The sequence below is a fragment of the Pseudomonas sp. PDM13 genome (assembly GCF_025685765.1).
GTDB classification, from domain to species: domain Bacteria; phylum Pseudomonadota; class Gammaproteobacteria; order Pseudomonadales; family Pseudomonadaceae; genus Metapseudomonas; species Metapseudomonas solani.
In genome coordinates this window covers 42,024-57,491 of the sequence record NZ_JAOTQU010000013.1, presented here as the reverse complement: position 1 = coordinate 57,491, position 15,468 = coordinate 42,024, and the positions used below count along the sequence as shown (strand labels likewise).

Genomic DNA, 15,468 nt, shown 5'->3' with positions numbered 1-15,468 from the left:
ATGTCCGCCTGCCAGACGCCCATCATCGTCGCCCTCGATTTCCCCACCCGCGAAGCCGCGCTGAAGCTGGCCGACCAGCTGGACCCCACGCTGTGCCGGGTGAAAGTGGGCAAGGAGCTGTTCACCAGCTGCGCATCGGACATCGTCACCACCCTGCGTGACCGCGGCTTCGAGGTGTTTCTCGACCTGAAATTCCACGACATCCCCAACACCACCGCGATGGCGGTGAAGGCGGCGGCGGAGATGGGCGTGTGGATGGTCAACGTGCACTGCTCCGGCGGCCTGCGCATGATGGCGGCCTGCCGCGAGACCCTGGAGCAGTTCAACGGGCCCAAGCCGCTGCTGATCGGCGTGACCGTGCTCACCAGCATGGAGCGCGAGGACCTGGCCGGCATCGGCCTGGACATCGAGCCCCAGGAGCAGGTGCTGCGCCTCGCTGCCCTGGCGCAGAAGGCCGGCATGGACGGCCTGGTGTGCTCGGCCCAGGAAGCGACCGCGCTGAAGGCGGCGCACCCGGCCCTGCAACTGGTCACTCCCGGCATCCGCCCGGCGGGCAGCGCCCAGGACGACCAGCGCCGCATCCTCACCCCGCGCCAGGCCCTGGACGCCGGCTCCGACTACCTGGTGATCGGCCGCCCCATCAGCCAGGCCGCCGACCCGGCCAAGGCCCTGGCTGCCGTGGTCGCCGAACTCGCCTGAGGCTCGATCGGCGCGCCCCGTGTGGAGTCGCGCGATGGTTGGTCGGGTTGCACCCGACCTACATGAGCCCCAAATGAAAATGGCCCGGACTGCACTGCAGCCCGGGCCATTTTTATTGGCGCGGAAGGGTTACTTGACCTTCAGCACCAGCTTGCCGAAGTTTTCGCCGCTGAACAGCTTGCCGAGGGTTTCCGGGAAGGTTTCCAGGCCTTCGACGATGTCTTCCTTGCTCTTCAGCTTGCCGGCGGCCATCCAGCCGCCCATTTCCTGGGCAGCGCTGGCGAAGTTGGCGGCGTGGTCCATGACCACGAAGCCTTCCATGCGCGCACGGTTGACCAGCAGCGACAGGTAGTTGGCCGGGCCCTTCACCGCTTCCTTGTTGTTGTACTGGCTGATGGCGCCGCAGATGACGATGCGCGCGCGCGGGGCCAGGCGAGTGAGCACGGCGTCGAGGATGTCACCGCCGACGTTGTCGAAGTACACGTCCACGCCTTTCGGGCACTCGCGCTTGAGGCCGGCGGCGACGTCTTCGTTCTTGTAGTCGATGGCGGCGTCGAAGCCGAGTTCGTCGATCAGGAAGCGGCACTTGTCGGCGCCACCGGCGATGCCGACCACGCGGCAGCCTTTGATCTTGGCGATCTGCCCGGCGATGCTGCCGACCGCGCCGGCGGCGCCGGAGAGCACCACGGTGTCACCGGCCTTGGGCGCACCGACATCGAGCAGGGCGAAGTAGGCGGTCATGCCGGTCATGCCCAGGGCGGAGAGGTAGAGCGGCAGCGGTGCGCGGCTCGGGTCGACCTTGTAGAAGCCACGGGGCTCGCCGACGAAGTAGTCCTGCACGCCCAGGGCGCCGTTGACGTGGTCGCCCACCGCGAAGTCCGGGTGGTTGGAGGCGATCACCTTGCCCACGCCCAGGGCGCGCATCACTTCGCCCAGGCCCACCGGCGGGATGTAGGACTTGGCGTCGTTCATCCAGCCGCGCATGGCCGGGTCGAGGGACAGGTAGAGGTTCTCCACGACAATCTGGTTCGGGCCCGGCTCGGCCACCGGCTTCTCGACATAGGAGAAGGTGTCGCGGGTGGCCGCGCCGACCGGACGCTTGGCGAGCAGGAACTGGCGGTTGAGCTGGGACATGGCAGGGCACTCCGAATAGGGAAACCACCGGTTTAGTCTGCACGGCGGTGGAGGGCAAGCTTAGTCGCGGCAAGGAATGTCCGGCCATGAATCGCAATGATCATTGCCGGGGTGCTTCATCAGCAGATTGGATGCAGCACCCACCACGCACCTGATGATGCTGACGCCGAGCCCCCTCCAGTGACTAGACTCCAGCCCGGTTCCCCCATTCCAACCGAGGTTGCATAGATGAGCATGACTTTCTCCGGCCAGGTCGCCCTGGTGACTGGCGCCGCCAATGGTATCGGCCGCGCGACCGCGCAGGCATTCGCCGCCGAGGGCCTGAAGGTGGTGGTGTCCGATGTCGACGCCGCCGGTGGCGAAGGCACTGTGCAACTGATCCGCGATGCCGGTGGCGACGCCACCTTCATCCGCTGCAACGTCACCGTCGATGCCGAGGTGAAGGCCCTGGTTGAAGGCACCGTCGCCGCCTATGGCCGCCTCGACTACGCTTTCAACAATGCCGGCATCGAGATCGAGAAGGGCAAGCTGGCCGAGGGCTCCGAGGCCGAGTTCGACGCCATCATGGGCGTCAACGTCAAGGGCGTCTGGCTGTGCATGAAGTACCAGATCCCGCAGATGCTGGCCCAGGGCAGCGCCGGTGCCATCGTCAACACCGCCTCCGTCGCCGGCCTCGGCGCGGCGCCGAAGATGAGCATCTACGCCGCCTCCAAGCACGCGGTGATCGGCCTGACCAAATCGGCGGCCGTCGAGTACGCGAAGAAGAAGATCCGCGTCAACGCGGTGTGCCCGGCGGTGATCGACACCGACATGTTCCGTCGCGCCTACGAGGCCGACCCGAAGAAGGGCGAGTTCGCCGCCGCCATGCACCCGGTGGGTCGCATCGGCAAGGTCGAGGAGATCGCCGGCGCGGTGCTCTACCTGTGCAGCGACGCTGCGGGCTTCACCACCGGCCATTCCCTGGCCGTGGACGGTGGCGCCACCGCCATCTGACCCTCCATGCGGTCATGCAGAGGCGCCTTCGGGCGCCTTTTTGCATTCTGTTACAGGTCGGGCCGGGGCTGGCCTGCGGGGCCACTATCCAGCCACGCGTCGCGTGCGCAGAATCCGCCAAGGTCCGACAAGGAGAACAACATGACCGCAAGCCCCCTGGTAACCCTCTTCCTGCCCCTGGCACTGGGCATCATCATGCTCGGCCTCGGGCTGTCCCTGACCCTGGCGGACTTCGCCCGGGTGGTGAAATTCCCCAAACCGGTACTGATCGGCCTCGGCTGCCAGATCCTCCTGCTGCCGCTGGCCTGCTTCCTGCTCGCCAAGGGCTTCCAGCTGGAAGCGGCGCTGGCGGTGGGCATGATGCTGCTGGCGGCATCCCCCGGCGGCACCTCGGCCAACCTCTATAGCCACCTGGCCCACGGCGACGTGGCGCTGAACATCACCCTGACGGCGGTGAATTCGGTGATCGCCATCCTCACCATGCCCTTCATCGTCAACCTGTCCCTGGCCCACTTCATGACCGGCGACCAGGCCATCCCGCTGCAATTCGCCAAGGTGGTGCAGGTGTTCGCCATCGTCCTCGGCCCGGTGGCCATCGGCATGTTCCTGCGCAGCCGCTTCCCCGGCTTCGCCGCGCGCATGGAAACACCGGTGAAGATCATCTCGGCGCTGTTCCTGCTGCTGATCATCGTGCTGGCGGTGGCCAAGGACTGGCGCACCTTCGTCGACTACGCCCCGGTGGTGGGCCTGGCGGCGCTGGCGTTCAACCTCATCAGCCTGGCGGTGGGCTACTTCGTGCCGCGCCTGTGCCGCCTCAGCCAGCGCCAGGCAGTGGCCATCGGCATGGAGATCGGCATTCACAACGGCACCCTGGCCATCGCCCTGGCGCTGAGCCCGATGCTGCTGAACAACCCGACCATGGCCATCCCGGCGGCCATCTACAGCATCATCATGTTCTTCACCGCCGCCGCCTTCGGCTGGTGGGTCAACCGTGTGCACGGGCGCGAGTTGGCGTCGGAGGCCTGAGGGTGCGTGCCAGCGTCCCGGGCTGAAGCCCGGGCTACGGTGCGGGTCCGGGCTCCGCTGCGGTGGACCGGTGAAGCGTGGTCCACCCACATTCCCAAGCGGTGCCGGCCGGGGCACAGGAGACACCGTAGGTTGGGCTGAGGTACGAAGCCCAACGTCGCGAGGCCGGACATCGCACCGTTGGGCCTCGCTGCGCTCGGCGCCAACCTACGAAGCTGATCGATGTGTAGGGTGGATGACGCTCTTTTCATCCACCGGCGGTGTCGGTCATGGCACCGATGGATGCCAGGCCGCCCAGCACGTCAGTTCTTGCCGGTATTCCAGTTGAGGATCACCAGGGTCAGCACCCCGGCCACCAGGCCCCAGAAGGCCGAGCCGATGGACAGCAGGCTCATGCCCGAGGCGGTGACCATGAAGGTGATCAGCGCCGCTTCGCGTTCCTTGGGTTCGTTCATCGCCACGGTGAGGCCGTTGCTGATGGAGCCGAACAGCGCCAGGGCGGCCACCGAGAGCACCAGCTCCTTGGGGAAGGCGGCGAACAGCGCGGCGAGGGTGGCGGCGAAGGTGCCGGCGATGCCGTAGAAGATGCCGCACCAGACGGCGGCGGTGTAGCGCTTGTTGCGGTCCTCGTGGGCGTGGGGACCGGTGCAGATGGCGGCGCTGATGGCGGCCAGGTTGATGCCGTGGGAGCCGAAGGGCGCCAGCAGCAGCGAGGCGAAGCCGGTGACCGAGATCAGCGGCGAGGCCGGTACCTGGTAGCCGTCGGCGCGCAGCACGGCGATGCCGGGGATGTTCTGCGAGGCCATGGCGACGATGAACAGCGGGATGCCGATGCTGATGATGGCGGTGAAGGAGAAGCTCGGCGTGGTCCACACCGGCTGCGCCAGGGCGAAGTCGAAGCCGCTGAAGTCCAGCAGCCCCAGTGCCGCTGACATGGCACAGCCCACCAGCAGCGCCACCAGCACCGCGTAGCGCGGTTGCAGGCGCTTGAGCAGCAGGTAGCTGAAGAACATCGCCAGCACCAGCGCGGTGCGGTGCTGCGCGGCGACGAAGATCTCGCTGCCGATCTTGAACAGGATGCCCGCCAGCAGTGCGGCGGCCAGGGAGCCGGGCAGGCGGCGCATCAGGCGCTCGAAGCCGCCGGTGAGGCCGACCAGGGTGAGCAGCACGGCGCAGACGATGAAGGCGCCGATGGCCTCGTCATAGGAGACGCCCGGCAGGCTGGTGATCAGCAGTGCTGCGCCGGGGGTCGACCAGGCCACGGTGATGGGCGTGCGGTAGCGCAGCGACAAACCGATGCTGCAGGCCGCCATGCCGATGGACAGGGCCCAGATCCACGAGGAAATCTGCCCGGCGCTGAGCCCGGCGGCCTGGCCGGCCTGGAACATCAGCACCAGGGAGCTGGTGTAGCCGGTGAGCATGGCGATGAAGCCCGCCACCACCGCCGAAGGCGAGGAGTCGGCCAGCGGGCGCAGGCGGGGCAGGGCGGCGCTGGAGTCGGAAGCCTGGGTCATCAGACGGTTCCCTTGAAGTCGACGAGGATCGGGTAGAGCGAGGCCACCAGCAGCAGGGCCATGCCGATATTGAAGGCACGCAGCACCCGTGGCGAGGACAGCCAGCGGCGCAGCAGGCTGCCGGCCACGGTCCAGAGCCCGACGCTGGGGCAGTTGATCAGGGCGAACAGCGCGGCGATCAGCAGCGCGTTGGTGACGAAGTTGTCCTGGGGGGTATAGGTGGTGATGGCGCCGATCGCCATGACCCAGGCCTTGGGGTTGACCCACTGGAAGGCCGCCGCCTGGAGGAAGGTGAAGGGCCGCGCGCCGCTGTCACGGCTGTCGGGGGCGCCGGAGCCGGCGATCTTCCACGCCAGGTAAAGGAGGTAGGCCGCGCCCAGGTAGCGCAGGGTGGTGTAGAGCACCGGCACCTGCTCGAAGACCTGGTGCAGGCCGAGGCCGACCGCGATCACCAGGACCATGAAGCCCAGGCTGATACCGAGCATGTGCGGCAGGCTGCGGCGCACGCCGAAGTTCACCCCGGAGGCGAGCAGCATCATGTTGTTGGGGCCCGGCGTGACCGAGGTGACGAAGGCGAACAGGGCGAAGGCGAGCAGCAGTTCCAGGCTCATGGCGGGGCACTCTTTTTGGAATGCTGGAAGCCTACGGCGTGGCGCGTTGCCGCGCCCCGTACAGCGAAGCGCGCAAAAAGCGATACAGTCGCGTGACGAGCGTGGATACAGCCAGTACTGTTCCGGTTTCGAGTTTCCCCAGGAGCCCCGCCACATGGACGAAAACCCCTACGCCGCACCCCAGACTGATCTGGTGGGCACACAAGCTCCTCACGAACTGCCGGGCTGGAGCCCGGGGTTGCTCAACCTGCTGGGCTGGCTGTGCCTGATCTCGGCCCTGGGGTCGGTGGCGGTGCTGGTGTTCATCTTCCTGGGGGATTTCATCGGCATCCACAGTGCCTCGCTGGTCGCCGACTGGCTGGGCCTGGCGGTGATGCTGCTGGGCAGCTACCTGAGCCTGCGCCTGAAGGGCTTCGCCGAGGCGCGCTTCGCCGCCACCGGGCTGGCCTGGCCGACCTGGCTGGTGATCCTGGCGGGCGTGGTGTCCCAGGTGATGATGATGCTGGTGGACGACGCGGCCATGGCGCGCCTGGGCTGGCAGCTGGGGGCGTACCTGGGGCTGATGGTCGGCTATGGCGCCGTGGTCATCTGGCTGGCGGTGCGCCTGCTCAAGGTGCAGAACGTCTATCCGCCGTTCCGCGTCATGGCCTGGTTGCTGCTGGTGGGCGGGGTGATGATGGCGACGGTATTGCTGGTGCTGGTTTCCCTGCTGCCGCTGCTGGGCTCGTCCATCGCCATGGCGCTGGTGTTCTTCCGCGGCGCCAGGGACATGGCCGGGCGGGCCTGAGTCAGGCGGCTTCTTCGCTCTCGCCCGGGCGCGCGCTGGACAGTGCCTGGTTGACCTTCAGCCAGCCATCCACCGCGTCCGCCCCGGCCTCGCTGAAGGCGCGCTCCAGCAGGCGTGCCTGCTCGCGGCGCAGGCTCTTCTCCAGTTTCGAACCGTCGGCGGTCAGGCCCAGTTGGCGCTTGCGCTTGTCGTCGTCGGCGGCGGCGCTCTGCACCAGGTCCATCTCCATCAATTGGCGCAGGGGCGTGTTCAGTGCCTGCTTGCTGACGCCCAGGTAGCCGAGCATCTCCTTGACGCTGAGCCCCGGGTACTTGGCGATGAAGAACAGGATGCGGTGGTGCACCCGCGACAGGCCGCGACGGGCGAGCATTTCGTCGGGCTTGCTGGTGAAGGCCTGGTAGCCGAAGAAGAAGGCTTCCATGGCGGCGTGCTGGACGGCTGGGTTTTTAAGGTCAAGCATATTGACGTATCCATCCCGGGCATCGTAATTTCGGTCAAGCAGTTTGACTCAATTTTCCCGCCTTCGCACCCGGTGACAACCCATGGCCTTCTCCGAACGCATCGCCCGCCTGAAAAGCTCCTTGATCCGTGAAATCCTCGCCGCGGCGCAGCGCCCGGAGGTGATGTCCTTCGCCGGTGGCCTGCCGGCCGAACCGATGCTGCCGAAGGTGGAGTGGGCGGACATGCCGGTGAGCATGGGCCAGTACGGCATGAGCGAAGGCGAGCCGGCGCTGCGCGAGGCCATCGCCGCCGAGGCGCAGAAGCTGGGTGTGCAGTGCGACGCCAGCCAGGTACTGATCGTCAGCGGCTCCCAGCAGACCCTGGACCTGGCCTCCAAGCTGTTCATCGACCCGGGCACGGAAGTGCTGCTGGAGGCGCCGACCTACCTGGCCGCCCTGCAGGCCTTCCAGCTGTTCGGCGCCGATTGCATCGCGGTGGCCCAGGAAGCCGACGGCCCCGAGCTGGCCTCCCTGCGCCAGCGCCTGGAGCAGCACAAGCCGGCCTTCGCCTACCTGATCCCGACCTTCCAGAACCCCTCGGCCGTGCGCTACAGCGAAGCCAAGCGCGATGCCGTGGCGGCGCTGCTGGACGAGTTCGGCGTGACCCTGATCGAAGACGAGCCCTACCGCGAGCTGGTGTTCGACGAAGGCACCGCCACCCCCATCGTCAGCCGCCTGAAGAAGGCCAGCTGGATCTACACCGGCACGGTGTCCAAGACCCTGCTGCCGGGCCTGCGCGTGGGCTTCCTGATCGCCAGCCCGGACCTGTTCCCCTACCTGCTGCGCCTGAAGCAGTCCGCCGACCTGCACACCAACCGCATCGGCCAGTGGCAGGCCCTGCAATGGCTGGGCACCGAGCAGTACCGCGAGCACCTGGCCGAACTGCGCGACTTCTACCGCCAGCGCCGCGACGCCATGCAGGCGGCGCTGGAGGAACACTTCGCCGACCTCGCCACCTGGCAGATTCCCCAGGGCGGCCTGTTCTTCTGGCTGGCACTGAAACAGCCGCTGGACACCCGCACCCTGCTCAAGCCGGCGCTGGAGCAGAACGTCGCCTTCATGCCGGGCGAGCCTTTCTTCATCGACCCGGACCAGCATCCCGGCTATCTGCGTCTTAACTTCAGCCATGTGGCACCCGAGCGCCTGGGCGAAGGCCTGCAGCGCCTCGCCGGGGTCATCCGTCACGCACTGGCCGCCGAGGCCGCCTGATCGAGGAGTACGACATGTACAAGGTTCACGGCGATTACATCTCCGGCAATTGCTACAAGGTCAAACTGATCCTCACCCTGCTCGGCAAGCCCTACCAGTGGGTGCCGGTGGACATCCTCAAGGGCGAGACCCAGAGCGAGGCCTTCCTGGCGTTGAACCCCAACGGCAAGATCCCGGTACTGGAGCTGGAAGACGGCACCACGCTGTGGGAGTCCAACGCCATCCTCAACTTCCTCGCCGACGGCAGCGACCTGCTGCCCAGCGAGCCGCGCCTGCGCACCCAGGTGCTGCAGTGGCAGTTCTTCGAGCAGTACAGCCACGAGCCCTACGTGGCGGTGGCGCGCTTCATCAAGCTCTACCAGGGCATGCCCGCCGAGCGCGAAGAGGAATACCGCACCTGCCTGGCGCGCGGTTACAAGGCGCTCAAGGTGATGGAACAGCAGCTTTCGCGCACGCCGTACCTGGTGGGCGAGCAGTACTCCATCGCCGACATCGCCCTCTATGCCTACACCCATGTGGCGGAAGAGGGCGGTTTCGACCTCTCGCGCTTCCCGGCCGTGCTGGCCTGGATGGACCGCGTGGCCAGCCACCCGAAACACGTGAGCATGCTGGGCTGACGACACACCACGGGGCAGGGAGGCCCGCACATGACGACGCCATCGCTCAATGGCCCGCGCGTCGCGCTGCGCCCCTTCAGGGCCGACGACGCGCCCGAGGTCCGGCGCCTGGCCGGTGACCCGGCCATCGCGGCGACCACCGCGACCATTCCCCATCCCTATCCCCTGGAACTGGCCCAGGGCTGGATCGCCAGCCTGGAGCCCGGCTACCCGCAGCGCCCGCGTATCACCTGGGCCATCGTCCGGCGCGAGGACGATGCGCTGCTCGGCTGCATCAGCCTGATGGGGCTGCGAGCCGGCGCCGAATCCGGCGAACTGGCCTACTGGATCGGCAAGCCCCATTGGGGCCAGGGCTACATGCAGGAGGCCGCACGCCTGGTGCTGGCCCACGCCTTCGAGGCGCTCGGCCTGGCCTGGGTGGAGGGTTACTGCCTGGCGCACAACCCGGCCTCGGCGCGGGTGATGACCGGCATCGGCCTGCAGCCCCTGGGGCAGTGCTTCCCCCGCGAGTTCCGGGGTCGCGAGGAGACGCTGCTGGGCTTCCGCCTGGACGTGGCGCACTGGGCGACCCTGGTCTAACGTGGCGACATCGGCCTGCGACGGGCCAGGCAGGGAGAGACCCATGAAATACAAAGGCGGCTGCCATTGCGGCCGGATCGCGTTCGAGGTGGACGGCAGCCCGCTCGCCGAGGTGATGGAGTGCAACTGCTCGCTCTGCAGCAAGCGCGGCTACCTGCTGTGGTTCGTGCCACGGGCGCAACTGACGCTGTCGACCCCGGACACGGACCTGTCCACCTACCGCTTCAACCGCATGCACATCGCCCATCACTTCTGCGCCAACTGCGGCTGCGCGCCCTTCGGCGAGGCGGCCGATCCCCAGGGCAATGCCATGGCGGCGGTGAACGTGCGCTGCCTGGAGGGCGTCGACCCCGACACCCTGAAGGTGGTGAAGGTGGATGGGCGGAGCTTCTAGCTCGCTTGGTTCAGGTAAAACGATGTGCTGCACCCGGCTCCGCCGGACTTGTGTGCGAATTCATTTGAACGTGGGAAACCACGTCCTTGGGGCGTAGTCATGAGTCATCGGCTCTGCCTGTGGCGATTTGAATTGAGAGCCCTACAGGATGAACGCGTGTCGTAGGGTGTGCCGTGCGCACCTCCGCGCGGTGCTTCCGGTGAGTCCGAGGTGCGCGCAGCACACCCTACGTCCGGAGTGAGCGGCTGCTGCTTGCTCCAAGGTCTGATTGCGCCTCCCTTCTAGGGGGGCCAAAAAGCAAAGCCACGTTCTAAGGACGTGGACTTTTACTCGCGAGAAGAGCTCACCTCGAATCCTGAAACCCGATAAACGAAAAAACCGGCCGAGGCCGGTTTTTTCATGGGCGCGCGACTCAGCGGATCAGGCTGAGGAACTCGCTGCGGGTCGCGGCGTTCTGGCGGAACTCGCCGAGCATCACCGAGGTGACCATGGAGGAGTTCTGCTTCTCCACGCCGCGCATCATCATGCACATGTGCTGGGCTTCGATGACCACGGCGACACCGGCGGCGCCGGTGACCTGCTGCACGGCCTCGGCGATCTGGCGGCTGAGGTTTTCCTGGATCTGCAGGCGCCGGGCGAACATGTCGACGATGCGCGCGACCTTGGACAGGCCCAACACCTTGCCGCTCGGCAGGTAGGCGACGTGGGCCTTGCCGATGAAGGGCAGCAGATGGTGTTCGCACAGGGAGTACAGCTCGATGTCCTTCACCAGCACCATTTCGCTGTTGTCGGAGCTGAACAGTGCACCGTTGGTGACTTCCTCCAGCGTCTGCTCATAGCCGCGGCAGAGGTACTGCATGGCCTTGGCGGCGCGCTTGGGGGTGTCCAGCAGGCCTTCGCGGGAGACGTCCTCGCCGAGCTGGCCGAGGATCGCGGTGTAGTGTTGCTCGAGTTTCTGATTGCTAGATTCCATGGGGCTTCCAGGGGCTAGTGGAATATCAGCGTGCCCTTCGTGGGCCTCCCTTCCGGGGGCCGCACCGCTTGCCCATCGTGGGTGGGCTTGGGACAGCTTCTGCACGCTATGGCCGGATCGAGTGGCGATAGAGGCGGGCATCATACCCGCCACGACGCGTCGGGTCGCCTGGGCGAGGCGGCAATTGTACTGCGGGCGGGGCCGTTGCCGGCTATCCGCACACGCCATGGAGAGGGTCAGGCGCCGACGCTGTCGCGATTGAAGCGCAGGTAGGAACCCCTGAAATTCTCGCCGTTGGCCAGCACGCAATCGGCGCGGGTGATGGCCATGCCGTAGCCGAGCTCGGCCATCTCGTGGTGGAAGGCCTGCTGGTCGTCGCGGTCCGGGTCCACCAGCAGCACTTCCACGGAGCGGGCGGAGTGGCGGTCGATGAAGTCGGCCAGGTCCTCCTGGTGGTCGCGGTCGTAGAGCAGGTCGCTGCCGATGATCAGGTCGAATTCGCCGAAGGCCTCGCTGCCACCCCAGTCGCAGGTTTCGTAGCGCATCGGCGGCAGGGCATTGAGGCGGGTGTTCTCGGCGAGGAAGGCCGGGATCAGCGGGTGGATGTCGCTGGCGGTCATGTCGCCGCCGCGCTGGTGGCCCACCAGGCTGGCCAAGCACAGGCCCGCGCCCACTTCCAGTACGCGCAGCCCGGTGAGGTCGCGGGTGGCGATCTTTTGCGCCAGCGCTTCGCCGGCCGGCCAGACCTGGCCGAACAGGGCCCAGGTGTCTTCGGTGATGCCACGGCTGGCGGCTTCGCCCAGCGGGTCGTGGAACTGCTCGGCATCCAGCAGCGATTGCATGTGGAAGTCCCTGCCGCCCACCCGGAAGGTACTGGTCTTGATCAGATAGCCTGGCATGTCGCTCCGCTGCGCTGAAAAAGGAGAAGGCAAAAAAAAGCCCCGGAAACCCGGGGCTTCTTTCGAGGCGGGGGTTAGACCACCTGAACTTGCTCGGCTTGCAGGCCTTTCGGGCCTTTGGCGACGAGGTAGCTCACCTGCTGGCCTTCAGCCAGGGATTTGAAGCCGGCGCTTTCGATGGAGCGGTAGTGAACGAAGAGGTCCGGGCCTTCCTGGGGGGTGATGAAGCCGAAGCCTTTTTCATCGTTGAACCATTTGACGGTGCCGGTTTGACGAGTGGACATGATGTATCTCCAGGGAAATGGAAAGGGCATCGACGCCGGGACATCCGGGTCGAGACTGAGGGCGAAAGCGAAAGAAGCCGAGGAGATGAAAGATGGGAATCGTTACATCAGGTCAGAAATCGCAATGACACGTTGCATCCAGTGGGCACACCATACTCTTCTCTGGCGAATAACCCAGGTTTATTTGCGCGGGGGTGGCTGATGAGCCTCTCGGAAGGGGAGGAAAGGGCCGCCATCAGTTGAATTGGGGGGACCGATGGCGGCCCTACTGCAAGCCCTCAGCAGGGCTTCCAGAGGATAGTGAGGCTCCCGCCGAGCGCCATCGCCGCCCGTCGCCGGGCATGGGCAGCGTCATTCGGCCGAGGGTGGCGGCAGGCGTTCGGCCCAGGTTTCAGCCCATTCGGCGAGGGGCAGGCAGCGCTGGATCAACTCGTCGCCATTTTCGCTGAGCCGATAGCCGGCATCCCCCAGGTCGACCAGCAGCGCCTGGCGCAACTCGCCCATGCGGGTGTTGAGCACGGAGGGCGAGAGGCCTTCGCAGCGCGCCTGGAGTTCACGGAAGGTGGCCGGGCCCTGGTGCAGTTCCCAGAGGATGCGCAGGCTCCAGCGACGGCCGAGGAGGTCCAGCAGGGCCATGATCGGGCGGCCGCTGGTGGAGCCGCGAACCGGTTTGCCGGGGAGGGGAAGGGTCATGATCGGTTTCCTTGCTACTTTTTTAGTAGCAGACGAAACGCTTTGCTGCTACGTTTTGCGTAGCGTAACAGCCCGACAGGAGATCCGGCCATGAGCACTGCGCGTATCCAGCCCCTCGATGCCCCCTATGACCCGGCCGTGCAAGCCGCCTTCGACAAGGTCATGCCGCCCGGCGTGCCGCCGCTCAAGCTGTTCCGCAGCATGGCGCGTAACCCTCGCGTACTGCAGCGCCTGATCGCCGGCGGCCTGCTGGACCCCGGCAGCATCACCCTGCGGGAGCGCGAGGTGCTGATCCTGCGCACCACCGCCCGCTGCCGGGCCGAATACGAATGGGGCGTGCACGTGGCCTTCTTCGCCGAGCGCGCAGGGTTCAGCGCGGAGCAGGTGGCCGACAGTTGCAGCGAGCACCCCGACCCGGCGCTCTGGAGCGCGGCCGAACTGGCGCTGATGGAGCTGGCCGACGGCTTGAACCGTTCGGCGCAGGTGGAGGAGGGGCTGTGGCAACGGTTGGCCTCGCACTTCAGCGAGGAGCAGTTGATCGAGTGCCTGATGCTGGTCGGCTTCTACCACGCGGTGTCGTTCGTGGTGAACGGCACCGGCGTGGAGCGGGAGGCGGGTGTGCCGCGCTTTCCGCGCTGACTACTCGTCGCGGCCTTCGAGCATGGTGCGGCGCAGCATCACATAGACTGCGCCGGTGCCGCCGTGGCGCGGCAGGCAGGAGGTGAAGCCCAGCACCTGCGGGTGCTGGCGCAGCCAGGTGTTGACGTGGCTCTTGATCAGCGGGCGCTTGCCATCCAGGCGTGCGGCCTTACCGTGGGTGATGCGCACGCAGCGGATTTCGAATTTCGCCGCTTCGGCGAAAAAATCCCACAGGGTTTCGCGGGCTTTTTCCACGCTCATGCCGTGTAGGTCGAGGCTGCCTTCGAAGCCGATCTGGCCGAGCTTGAGCTTGCGCATCTGGCCTTCCTGGACGCCGTCGCGGGCCCAGTGCAGTTCGTCCTCGGCACCGACGTCGATGACGAACAGGTCGGAGAGGCCGTCCACCTTGGTCGACTCGGTTATCTGGGTCGCATTCTGGCGCAGGCTGGCGACCTGCTTGCGGTCGGCCTTCGGCTTGCCGGTGTCGGCACGGTCGTGCTGGATGCGCTTCACGCCACGCATCTGGTCGTTGAACAGGGAAAAGTCGTCGTCTTGCATAAGGCCTCCACGAAGGAGGCCTAGTTTACCCAGCGCCTGGGCGTCAGTCGCGTTTCTTCATCAGCCCGGGGGACAGGCTCAGGTCGTTGCGGCGGCGCGAGCGGCGGCGGGCGATGCGCCAGCCGGCGACACCGAACCAGAGGCACAGCAGGCCGATCACCAGCAGCGTCATGGCGGCGCCGGTGCTGTCATTCAACGTACCCAGTGCCGGCGGCCGGCCGAGCAGGGTGGCGGCGCCGGCCATGGCGAGCAGGATGCCGAAACCGGCGACCAGCGCAGCGAAGGCTGCGGCGATACGCCAGCGCCAGCTGCCCGGCCCACGTGGACGCAGGCGGCGGGCATCGAAACCATCGGATAACTTCATCCGGACGTCCTCATTGGCAATCGGGCGTATGACCGGCGCACGTCAGCGTGGTTCCGGTCGTTCGCCCGATTGGATGTCGCGAGATGTGTAGCGCTCAGGCTCAGGCCAGGGCGCGGGCGTGGGGCACGACGCTGGCGAAGTTATCGGCGAGGGCGATGACTTCGACGCGGTGCATCTCGTCGGCGCTGATCACGCCGCCATCGAGAGTGGGCAGGTCGCGGGTGGCGCAGGCGGCGCTGACCAGGGTGCAGCGGTAGCCGTAGTCCTTGGCGGCACGCACGGTGGTGCTGACGCTGGAATGGGTCATGAAGCCGCAGACCACCAGGTCCAGGTGGCCGATGTCCTGCAGGCGGTCATGCAGCTCGGTGCCGGCGAAGGCGTTGGGCAGGCGCTTCTCGACCACGGTTTCGCCCGGCAGCGGGGCGACTTCGGGGAGGTGCTGGCCACGTTCGCCCTGGGGGTCGAGCAGGCCGCCGGGAACGCCCAGGTGCTTGACGTGGACCACGGCGCTGCCGATGGCGCGGGCGGCTGCCAGCAGGGTGGCGATCTCCTCCAGCGCGGCATCCAGGCCGGGCAGGGCGAGAACACCGCTGCGGTACTCCTCCTGCGCGTCGATGATCACCAGGGTGGCGTTGTTCAGGCTGGCGGGCGGGTAGCCGCGGCCACTCAGTTGGAACATGGATTTGGGGGCGGACATGCGAATCTCCGGTACGGCTTTGTCGGCCATTGTCCGCCGAGCGGAGCGATAAGTGAACCATGTCGCGCAACTGACTTGTCGATCGTCGGGCGGCCGTGCACTATCGGTGTGTTTCGCAGGACGCGAAGCCCCCCGCAGAAGGAGCTGCCCATGCCCGATTTCTCTGAGGTCCCCGCTTATTTCTGGTTGCTCTTCGCCCTGGCCGTGTCCATCGCGGTGATGCGCGAGTTGCGTCGCGAGCGCGAGGAAGAGCCCGGCCCGCCAACGCGTCGCAAGCCGTGAGCCGACGGGTGTAGAA

21 protein-coding genes are annotated in these 15,468 nt (G+C 66.8%); 10 read left to right on the top strand and 11 right to left on the bottom strand.

Annotated features, from left to right (window positions below):
- Complete coding sequence (pyrF, locus tag OEJ36_RS15090; protein ID WP_263402176.1) at positions 1 to 699, top strand: orotidine-5'-phosphate decarboxylase; 699 nt, start codon at positions 1 to 3, stop codon at positions 697 to 699.
- Positions 700 to 828: 129 nt separating this feature from the next.
- Here pyrF and OEJ36_RS15085 read toward each other — a convergent pair whose 3' ends face one another.
- Positions 829 to 1,833 (bottom strand): NADP-dependent oxidoreductase, encoded by a 1,005-nt coding sequence (locus OEJ36_RS15085; RefSeq protein WP_021220671.1) that lies wholly within the window; start codon positions 1,831 to 1,833, stop codon positions 829 to 831.
- Positions 1,834 to 2,061: 228 nt separating this feature from the next.
- On the opposite strand from OEJ36_RS15085, the gene OEJ36_RS15080 reads away from it, so the two are divergent.
- Positions 2,062 to 2,826 (top strand): SDR family oxidoreductase, encoded by a 765-nt coding sequence (locus OEJ36_RS15080; protein WP_021220670.1) that lies wholly within the window; start codon positions 2,062 to 2,064, stop codon positions 2,824 to 2,826.
- A gap of 141 nt (positions 2,827 to 2,967) precedes the next feature.
- Positions 2,968 to 3,852, top strand: a complete 885-nt coding sequence (locus tag OEJ36_RS15075; RefSeq protein ID WP_263402175.1) for a bile acid:sodium symporter family protein — start codon at positions 2,968 to 2,970, stop codon at positions 3,850 to 3,852.
- 302 nt (positions 3,853 to 4,154) lie between these two features.
- Here OEJ36_RS15075 and OEJ36_RS15070 read toward each other — a convergent pair whose 3' ends face one another.
- Both OEJ36_RS15070 and OEJ36_RS15065 read right to left on the bottom strand, forming a co-directional pair.
- Positions 4,155 to 5,366: a benzoate/H(+) symporter BenE family transporter gene (locus OEJ36_RS15070; RefSeq protein ID WP_263402174.1), complete on the bottom strand. Its 1,212-nt coding sequence runs from the start codon at positions 5,364 to 5,366 to the stop codon at positions 4,155 to 4,157.
- Positions 5,366 to 5,977 carry a LysE family translocator gene (locus tag OEJ36_RS15065; protein ID WP_263402173.1) on the bottom strand — a complete coding sequence of 204 codons (612 nt, stop codon included), beginning with the start codon at positions 5,975 to 5,977 and terminating at the stop codon, positions 5,366 to 5,368. The genes OEJ36_RS15070 and OEJ36_RS15065 overlap by 1 nt, the downstream gene beginning before the upstream one ends.
- 154 nt (positions 5,978 to 6,131) lie before the next feature.
- Here OEJ36_RS15065 and OEJ36_RS15060 point away from each other — a divergent pair, with 154 nt between their 5' ends.
- Positions 6,132 to 6,764, top strand: a complete 633-nt coding sequence (locus OEJ36_RS15060) for a hypothetical protein (RefSeq protein WP_263402172.1) — start codon at positions 6,132 to 6,134, stop codon at positions 6,762 to 6,764.
- A gap of 1 nt (position 6,765) precedes the next feature.
- Here the strand turns inward: OEJ36_RS15060 and OEJ36_RS15055 are convergent, their stop codons facing one another.
- Positions 6,766 to 7,224: a MarR family winged helix-turn-helix transcriptional regulator gene (locus tag OEJ36_RS15055; RefSeq protein ID WP_263402171.1), complete on the bottom strand. Its 459-nt coding sequence runs from the start codon at positions 7,222 to 7,224 to the stop codon at positions 6,766 to 6,768.
- Positions 7,225 to 7,306: 82 nt separating this feature from the next.
- Between OEJ36_RS15055 and OEJ36_RS15050 the strand changes: the two genes are divergently transcribed.
- From OEJ36_RS15050 to OEJ36_RS15035, 4 genes are read left to right on the top strand one after another with little or no spacing between them, the layout of a single operon-like run.
- Positions 7,307 to 8,473, top strand: a complete 1,167-nt coding sequence (locus OEJ36_RS15050) for a PLP-dependent aminotransferase family protein (protein ID WP_263402170.1) — start codon at positions 7,307 to 7,309, stop codon at positions 8,471 to 8,473.
- 14 nt (positions 8,474 to 8,487) lie between these two features.
- On the top strand, positions 8,488 to 9,090 hold the full coding sequence (locus OEJ36_RS15045; RefSeq protein WP_263402169.1) for a glutathione S-transferase family protein: 603 nt from the start codon (positions 8,488 to 8,490) through the stop codon (positions 9,088 to 9,090).
- 30 nt (positions 9,091 to 9,120) lie between these two features.
- Positions 9,121 to 9,669, top strand: a complete 549-nt coding sequence (locus OEJ36_RS15040) for a GNAT family N-acetyltransferase (RefSeq protein ID WP_263402168.1) — start codon at positions 9,121 to 9,123, stop codon at positions 9,667 to 9,669.
- A gap of 43 nt (positions 9,670 to 9,712) precedes the next feature.
- On the top strand, positions 9,713 to 10,063 hold the full coding sequence (locus tag OEJ36_RS15035) for a GFA family protein (RefSeq protein ID WP_263402167.1): 351 nt from the start codon (positions 9,713 to 9,715) through the stop codon (positions 10,061 to 10,063).
- Positions 10,064 to 10,475: 412 nt separating this feature from the next.
- Here the strand turns inward: OEJ36_RS15035 and folE are convergent, their stop codons facing one another.
- The 4 genes from folE to OEJ36_RS15015 all read right to left on the bottom strand — a co-directional run bounded on the left by folE (position 10,476) and on the right by OEJ36_RS15015 (position 12,912).
- On the bottom strand, positions 10,476 to 11,036 hold the full coding sequence (folE, locus tag OEJ36_RS15030) for a GTP cyclohydrolase I FolE (RefSeq protein WP_021222675.1): 561 nt from the start codon (positions 11,034 to 11,036) through the stop codon (positions 10,476 to 10,478).
- Between the two features lie 236 nt (positions 11,037 to 11,272).
- Complete coding sequence (locus OEJ36_RS15025; protein ID WP_263402166.1) at positions 11,273 to 11,935, bottom strand: class I SAM-dependent methyltransferase; 663 nt, start codon at positions 11,933 to 11,935, stop codon at positions 11,273 to 11,275.
- A 74-nt stretch (positions 11,936 to 12,009) separates the two neighbouring features.
- Positions 12,010 to 12,219: a cold-shock protein gene (locus OEJ36_RS15020; protein WP_263402165.1), complete on the bottom strand. Its 210-nt coding sequence runs from the start codon at positions 12,217 to 12,219 to the stop codon at positions 12,010 to 12,012.
- Positions 12,220 to 12,570: 351 nt separating this feature from the next.
- Positions 12,571 to 12,912, bottom strand: a complete 342-nt coding sequence (locus OEJ36_RS15015; RefSeq protein ID WP_021222672.1) for a winged helix-turn-helix transcriptional regulator — start codon at positions 12,910 to 12,912, stop codon at positions 12,571 to 12,573.
- 90 nt (positions 12,913 to 13,002) lie between these two features.
- On the opposite strand from OEJ36_RS15015, the gene OEJ36_RS15010 reads away from it, so the two are divergent.
- Positions 13,003 to 13,551, top strand: a complete 549-nt coding sequence (locus OEJ36_RS15010; RefSeq protein ID WP_263402164.1) for a carboxymuconolactone decarboxylase family protein — start codon at positions 13,003 to 13,005, stop codon at positions 13,549 to 13,551.
- On the opposite strand, the gene OEJ36_RS15005 is transcribed toward OEJ36_RS15010, so the two are convergent.
- The 3 genes from OEJ36_RS15005 to OEJ36_RS14995 form a co-directional block, all read right to left on the bottom strand.
- A complete protein-coding gene (locus OEJ36_RS15005; RefSeq protein WP_263402163.1) occupies positions 13,552 to 14,109 on the bottom strand; it encodes a Smr/MutS family protein in 558 nt (185 codons plus the stop codon).
- A gap of 43 nt (positions 14,110 to 14,152) precedes the next feature.
- Complete coding sequence (locus OEJ36_RS15000; protein WP_263402162.1) at positions 14,153 to 14,473, bottom strand: hypothetical protein; 321 nt, start codon at positions 14,471 to 14,473, stop codon at positions 14,153 to 14,155.
- 100 nt (positions 14,474 to 14,573) lie between these two features.
- Positions 14,574 to 15,170, bottom strand: coding sequence for a cysteine hydrolase family protein (locus tag OEJ36_RS14995; RefSeq protein WP_021222668.1), 597 nt, complete (start codon positions 15,168 to 15,170; stop codon positions 14,574 to 14,576).
- A gap of 150 nt (positions 15,171 to 15,320) precedes the next feature.
- On the opposite strand from OEJ36_RS14995, the gene OEJ36_RS14990 reads away from it, so the two are divergent.
- Positions 15,321 to 15,452, top strand: a complete 132-nt coding sequence (locus OEJ36_RS14990; RefSeq protein WP_263402161.1) for a hypothetical protein — start codon at positions 15,321 to 15,323, stop codon at positions 15,450 to 15,452.
- The last annotated feature ends 16 nt before the right edge of the window (positions 15,453 to 15,468 follow it).

Excerpts from the sequence above, each read along its gene's own strand:
- pyrF (WP_263402176.1), top strand. The coding sequence starts at position 1 with ATGTCCGCCTGCCAGACGCCCATCATCGTCGCCCTCGATTTCCCCACC.
- OEJ36_RS15085 (WP_021220671.1), bottom strand. The coding sequence starts at position 1,833 with ATGTCCCAGCTCAACCGCCAGTTCCTGCTCGCCAAGCGTCCGGTCGGC.
- OEJ36_RS15080 (WP_021220670.1), top strand. The coding sequence starts at position 2,062 with ATGAGCATGACTTTCTCCGGCCAGGTCGCCCTGGTGACTGGCGCCGCC.
- OEJ36_RS15075 (WP_263402175.1), top strand. The coding sequence starts at position 2,968 with ATGACCGCAAGCCCCCTGGTAACCCTCTTCCTGCCCCTGGCACTGGGC.
- OEJ36_RS15070 (WP_263402174.1), bottom strand. The coding sequence starts at position 5,366 with ATGACCCAGGCTTCCGACTCCAGCGCCGCCCTGCCCCGCCTGCGCCCG.
- OEJ36_RS15065 (WP_263402173.1), bottom strand. The coding sequence starts at position 5,977 with ATGAGCCTGGAACTGCTGCTCGCCTTCGCCCTGTTCGCCTTCGTCACC.
- OEJ36_RS15060 (WP_263402172.1), top strand. The coding sequence starts at position 6,132 with ATGGACGAAAACCCCTACGCCGCACCCCAGACTGATCTGGTGGGCACA.
- OEJ36_RS15055 (WP_263402171.1), bottom strand. The coding sequence starts at position 7,224 with ATGCTTGACCTTAAAAACCCAGCCGTCCAGCACGCCGCCATGGAAGCC.
- OEJ36_RS15050 (WP_263402170.1), top strand. The coding sequence starts at position 7,307 with ATGGCCTTCTCCGAACGCATCGCCCGCCTGAAAAGCTCCTTGATCCGT.
- OEJ36_RS15045 (WP_263402169.1), top strand. The coding sequence starts at position 8,488 with ATGTACAAGGTTCACGGCGATTACATCTCCGGCAATTGCTACAAGGTC.
- OEJ36_RS15040 (WP_263402168.1), top strand. The coding sequence starts at position 9,121 with ATGACGACGCCATCGCTCAATGGCCCGCGCGTCGCGCTGCGCCCCTTC.
- OEJ36_RS15035 (WP_263402167.1), top strand. The coding sequence starts at position 9,713 with ATGAAATACAAAGGCGGCTGCCATTGCGGCCGGATCGCGTTCGAGGTG.
- folE (WP_021222675.1), bottom strand. The coding sequence starts at position 11,036 with ATGGAATCTAGCAATCAGAAACTCGAGCAACACTACACCGCGATCCTC.
- OEJ36_RS15025 (WP_263402166.1), bottom strand. The coding sequence starts at position 11,935 with ATGCCAGGCTATCTGATCAAGACCAGTACCTTCCGGGTGGGCGGCAGG.
- OEJ36_RS15020 (WP_263402165.1), bottom strand. The coding sequence starts at position 12,219 with ATGTCCACTCGTCAAACCGGCACCGTCAAATGGTTCAACGATGAAAAA.
- OEJ36_RS15015 (WP_021222672.1), bottom strand. The coding sequence starts at position 12,912 with ATGACCCTTCCCCTCCCCGGCAAACCGGTTCGCGGCTCCACCAGCGGC.
- OEJ36_RS15010 (WP_263402164.1), top strand. The coding sequence starts at position 13,003 with ATGAGCACTGCGCGTATCCAGCCCCTCGATGCCCCCTATGACCCGGCC.
- OEJ36_RS15005 (WP_263402163.1), bottom strand. The coding sequence starts at position 14,109 with ATGCAAGACGACGACTTTTCCCTGTTCAACGACCAGATGCGTGGCGTG.
- OEJ36_RS15000 (WP_263402162.1), bottom strand. The coding sequence starts at position 14,473 with ATGAAGTTATCCGATGGTTTCGATGCCCGCCGCCTGCGTCCACGTGGG.
- OEJ36_RS14995 (WP_021222668.1), bottom strand. The coding sequence starts at position 15,170 with ATGTCCGCCCCCAAATCCATGTTCCAACTGAGTGGCCGCGGCTACCCG.
- OEJ36_RS14990 (WP_263402161.1), top strand. The coding sequence starts at position 15,321 with ATGCCCGATTTCTCTGAGGTCCCCGCTTATTTCTGGTTGCTCTTCGCC.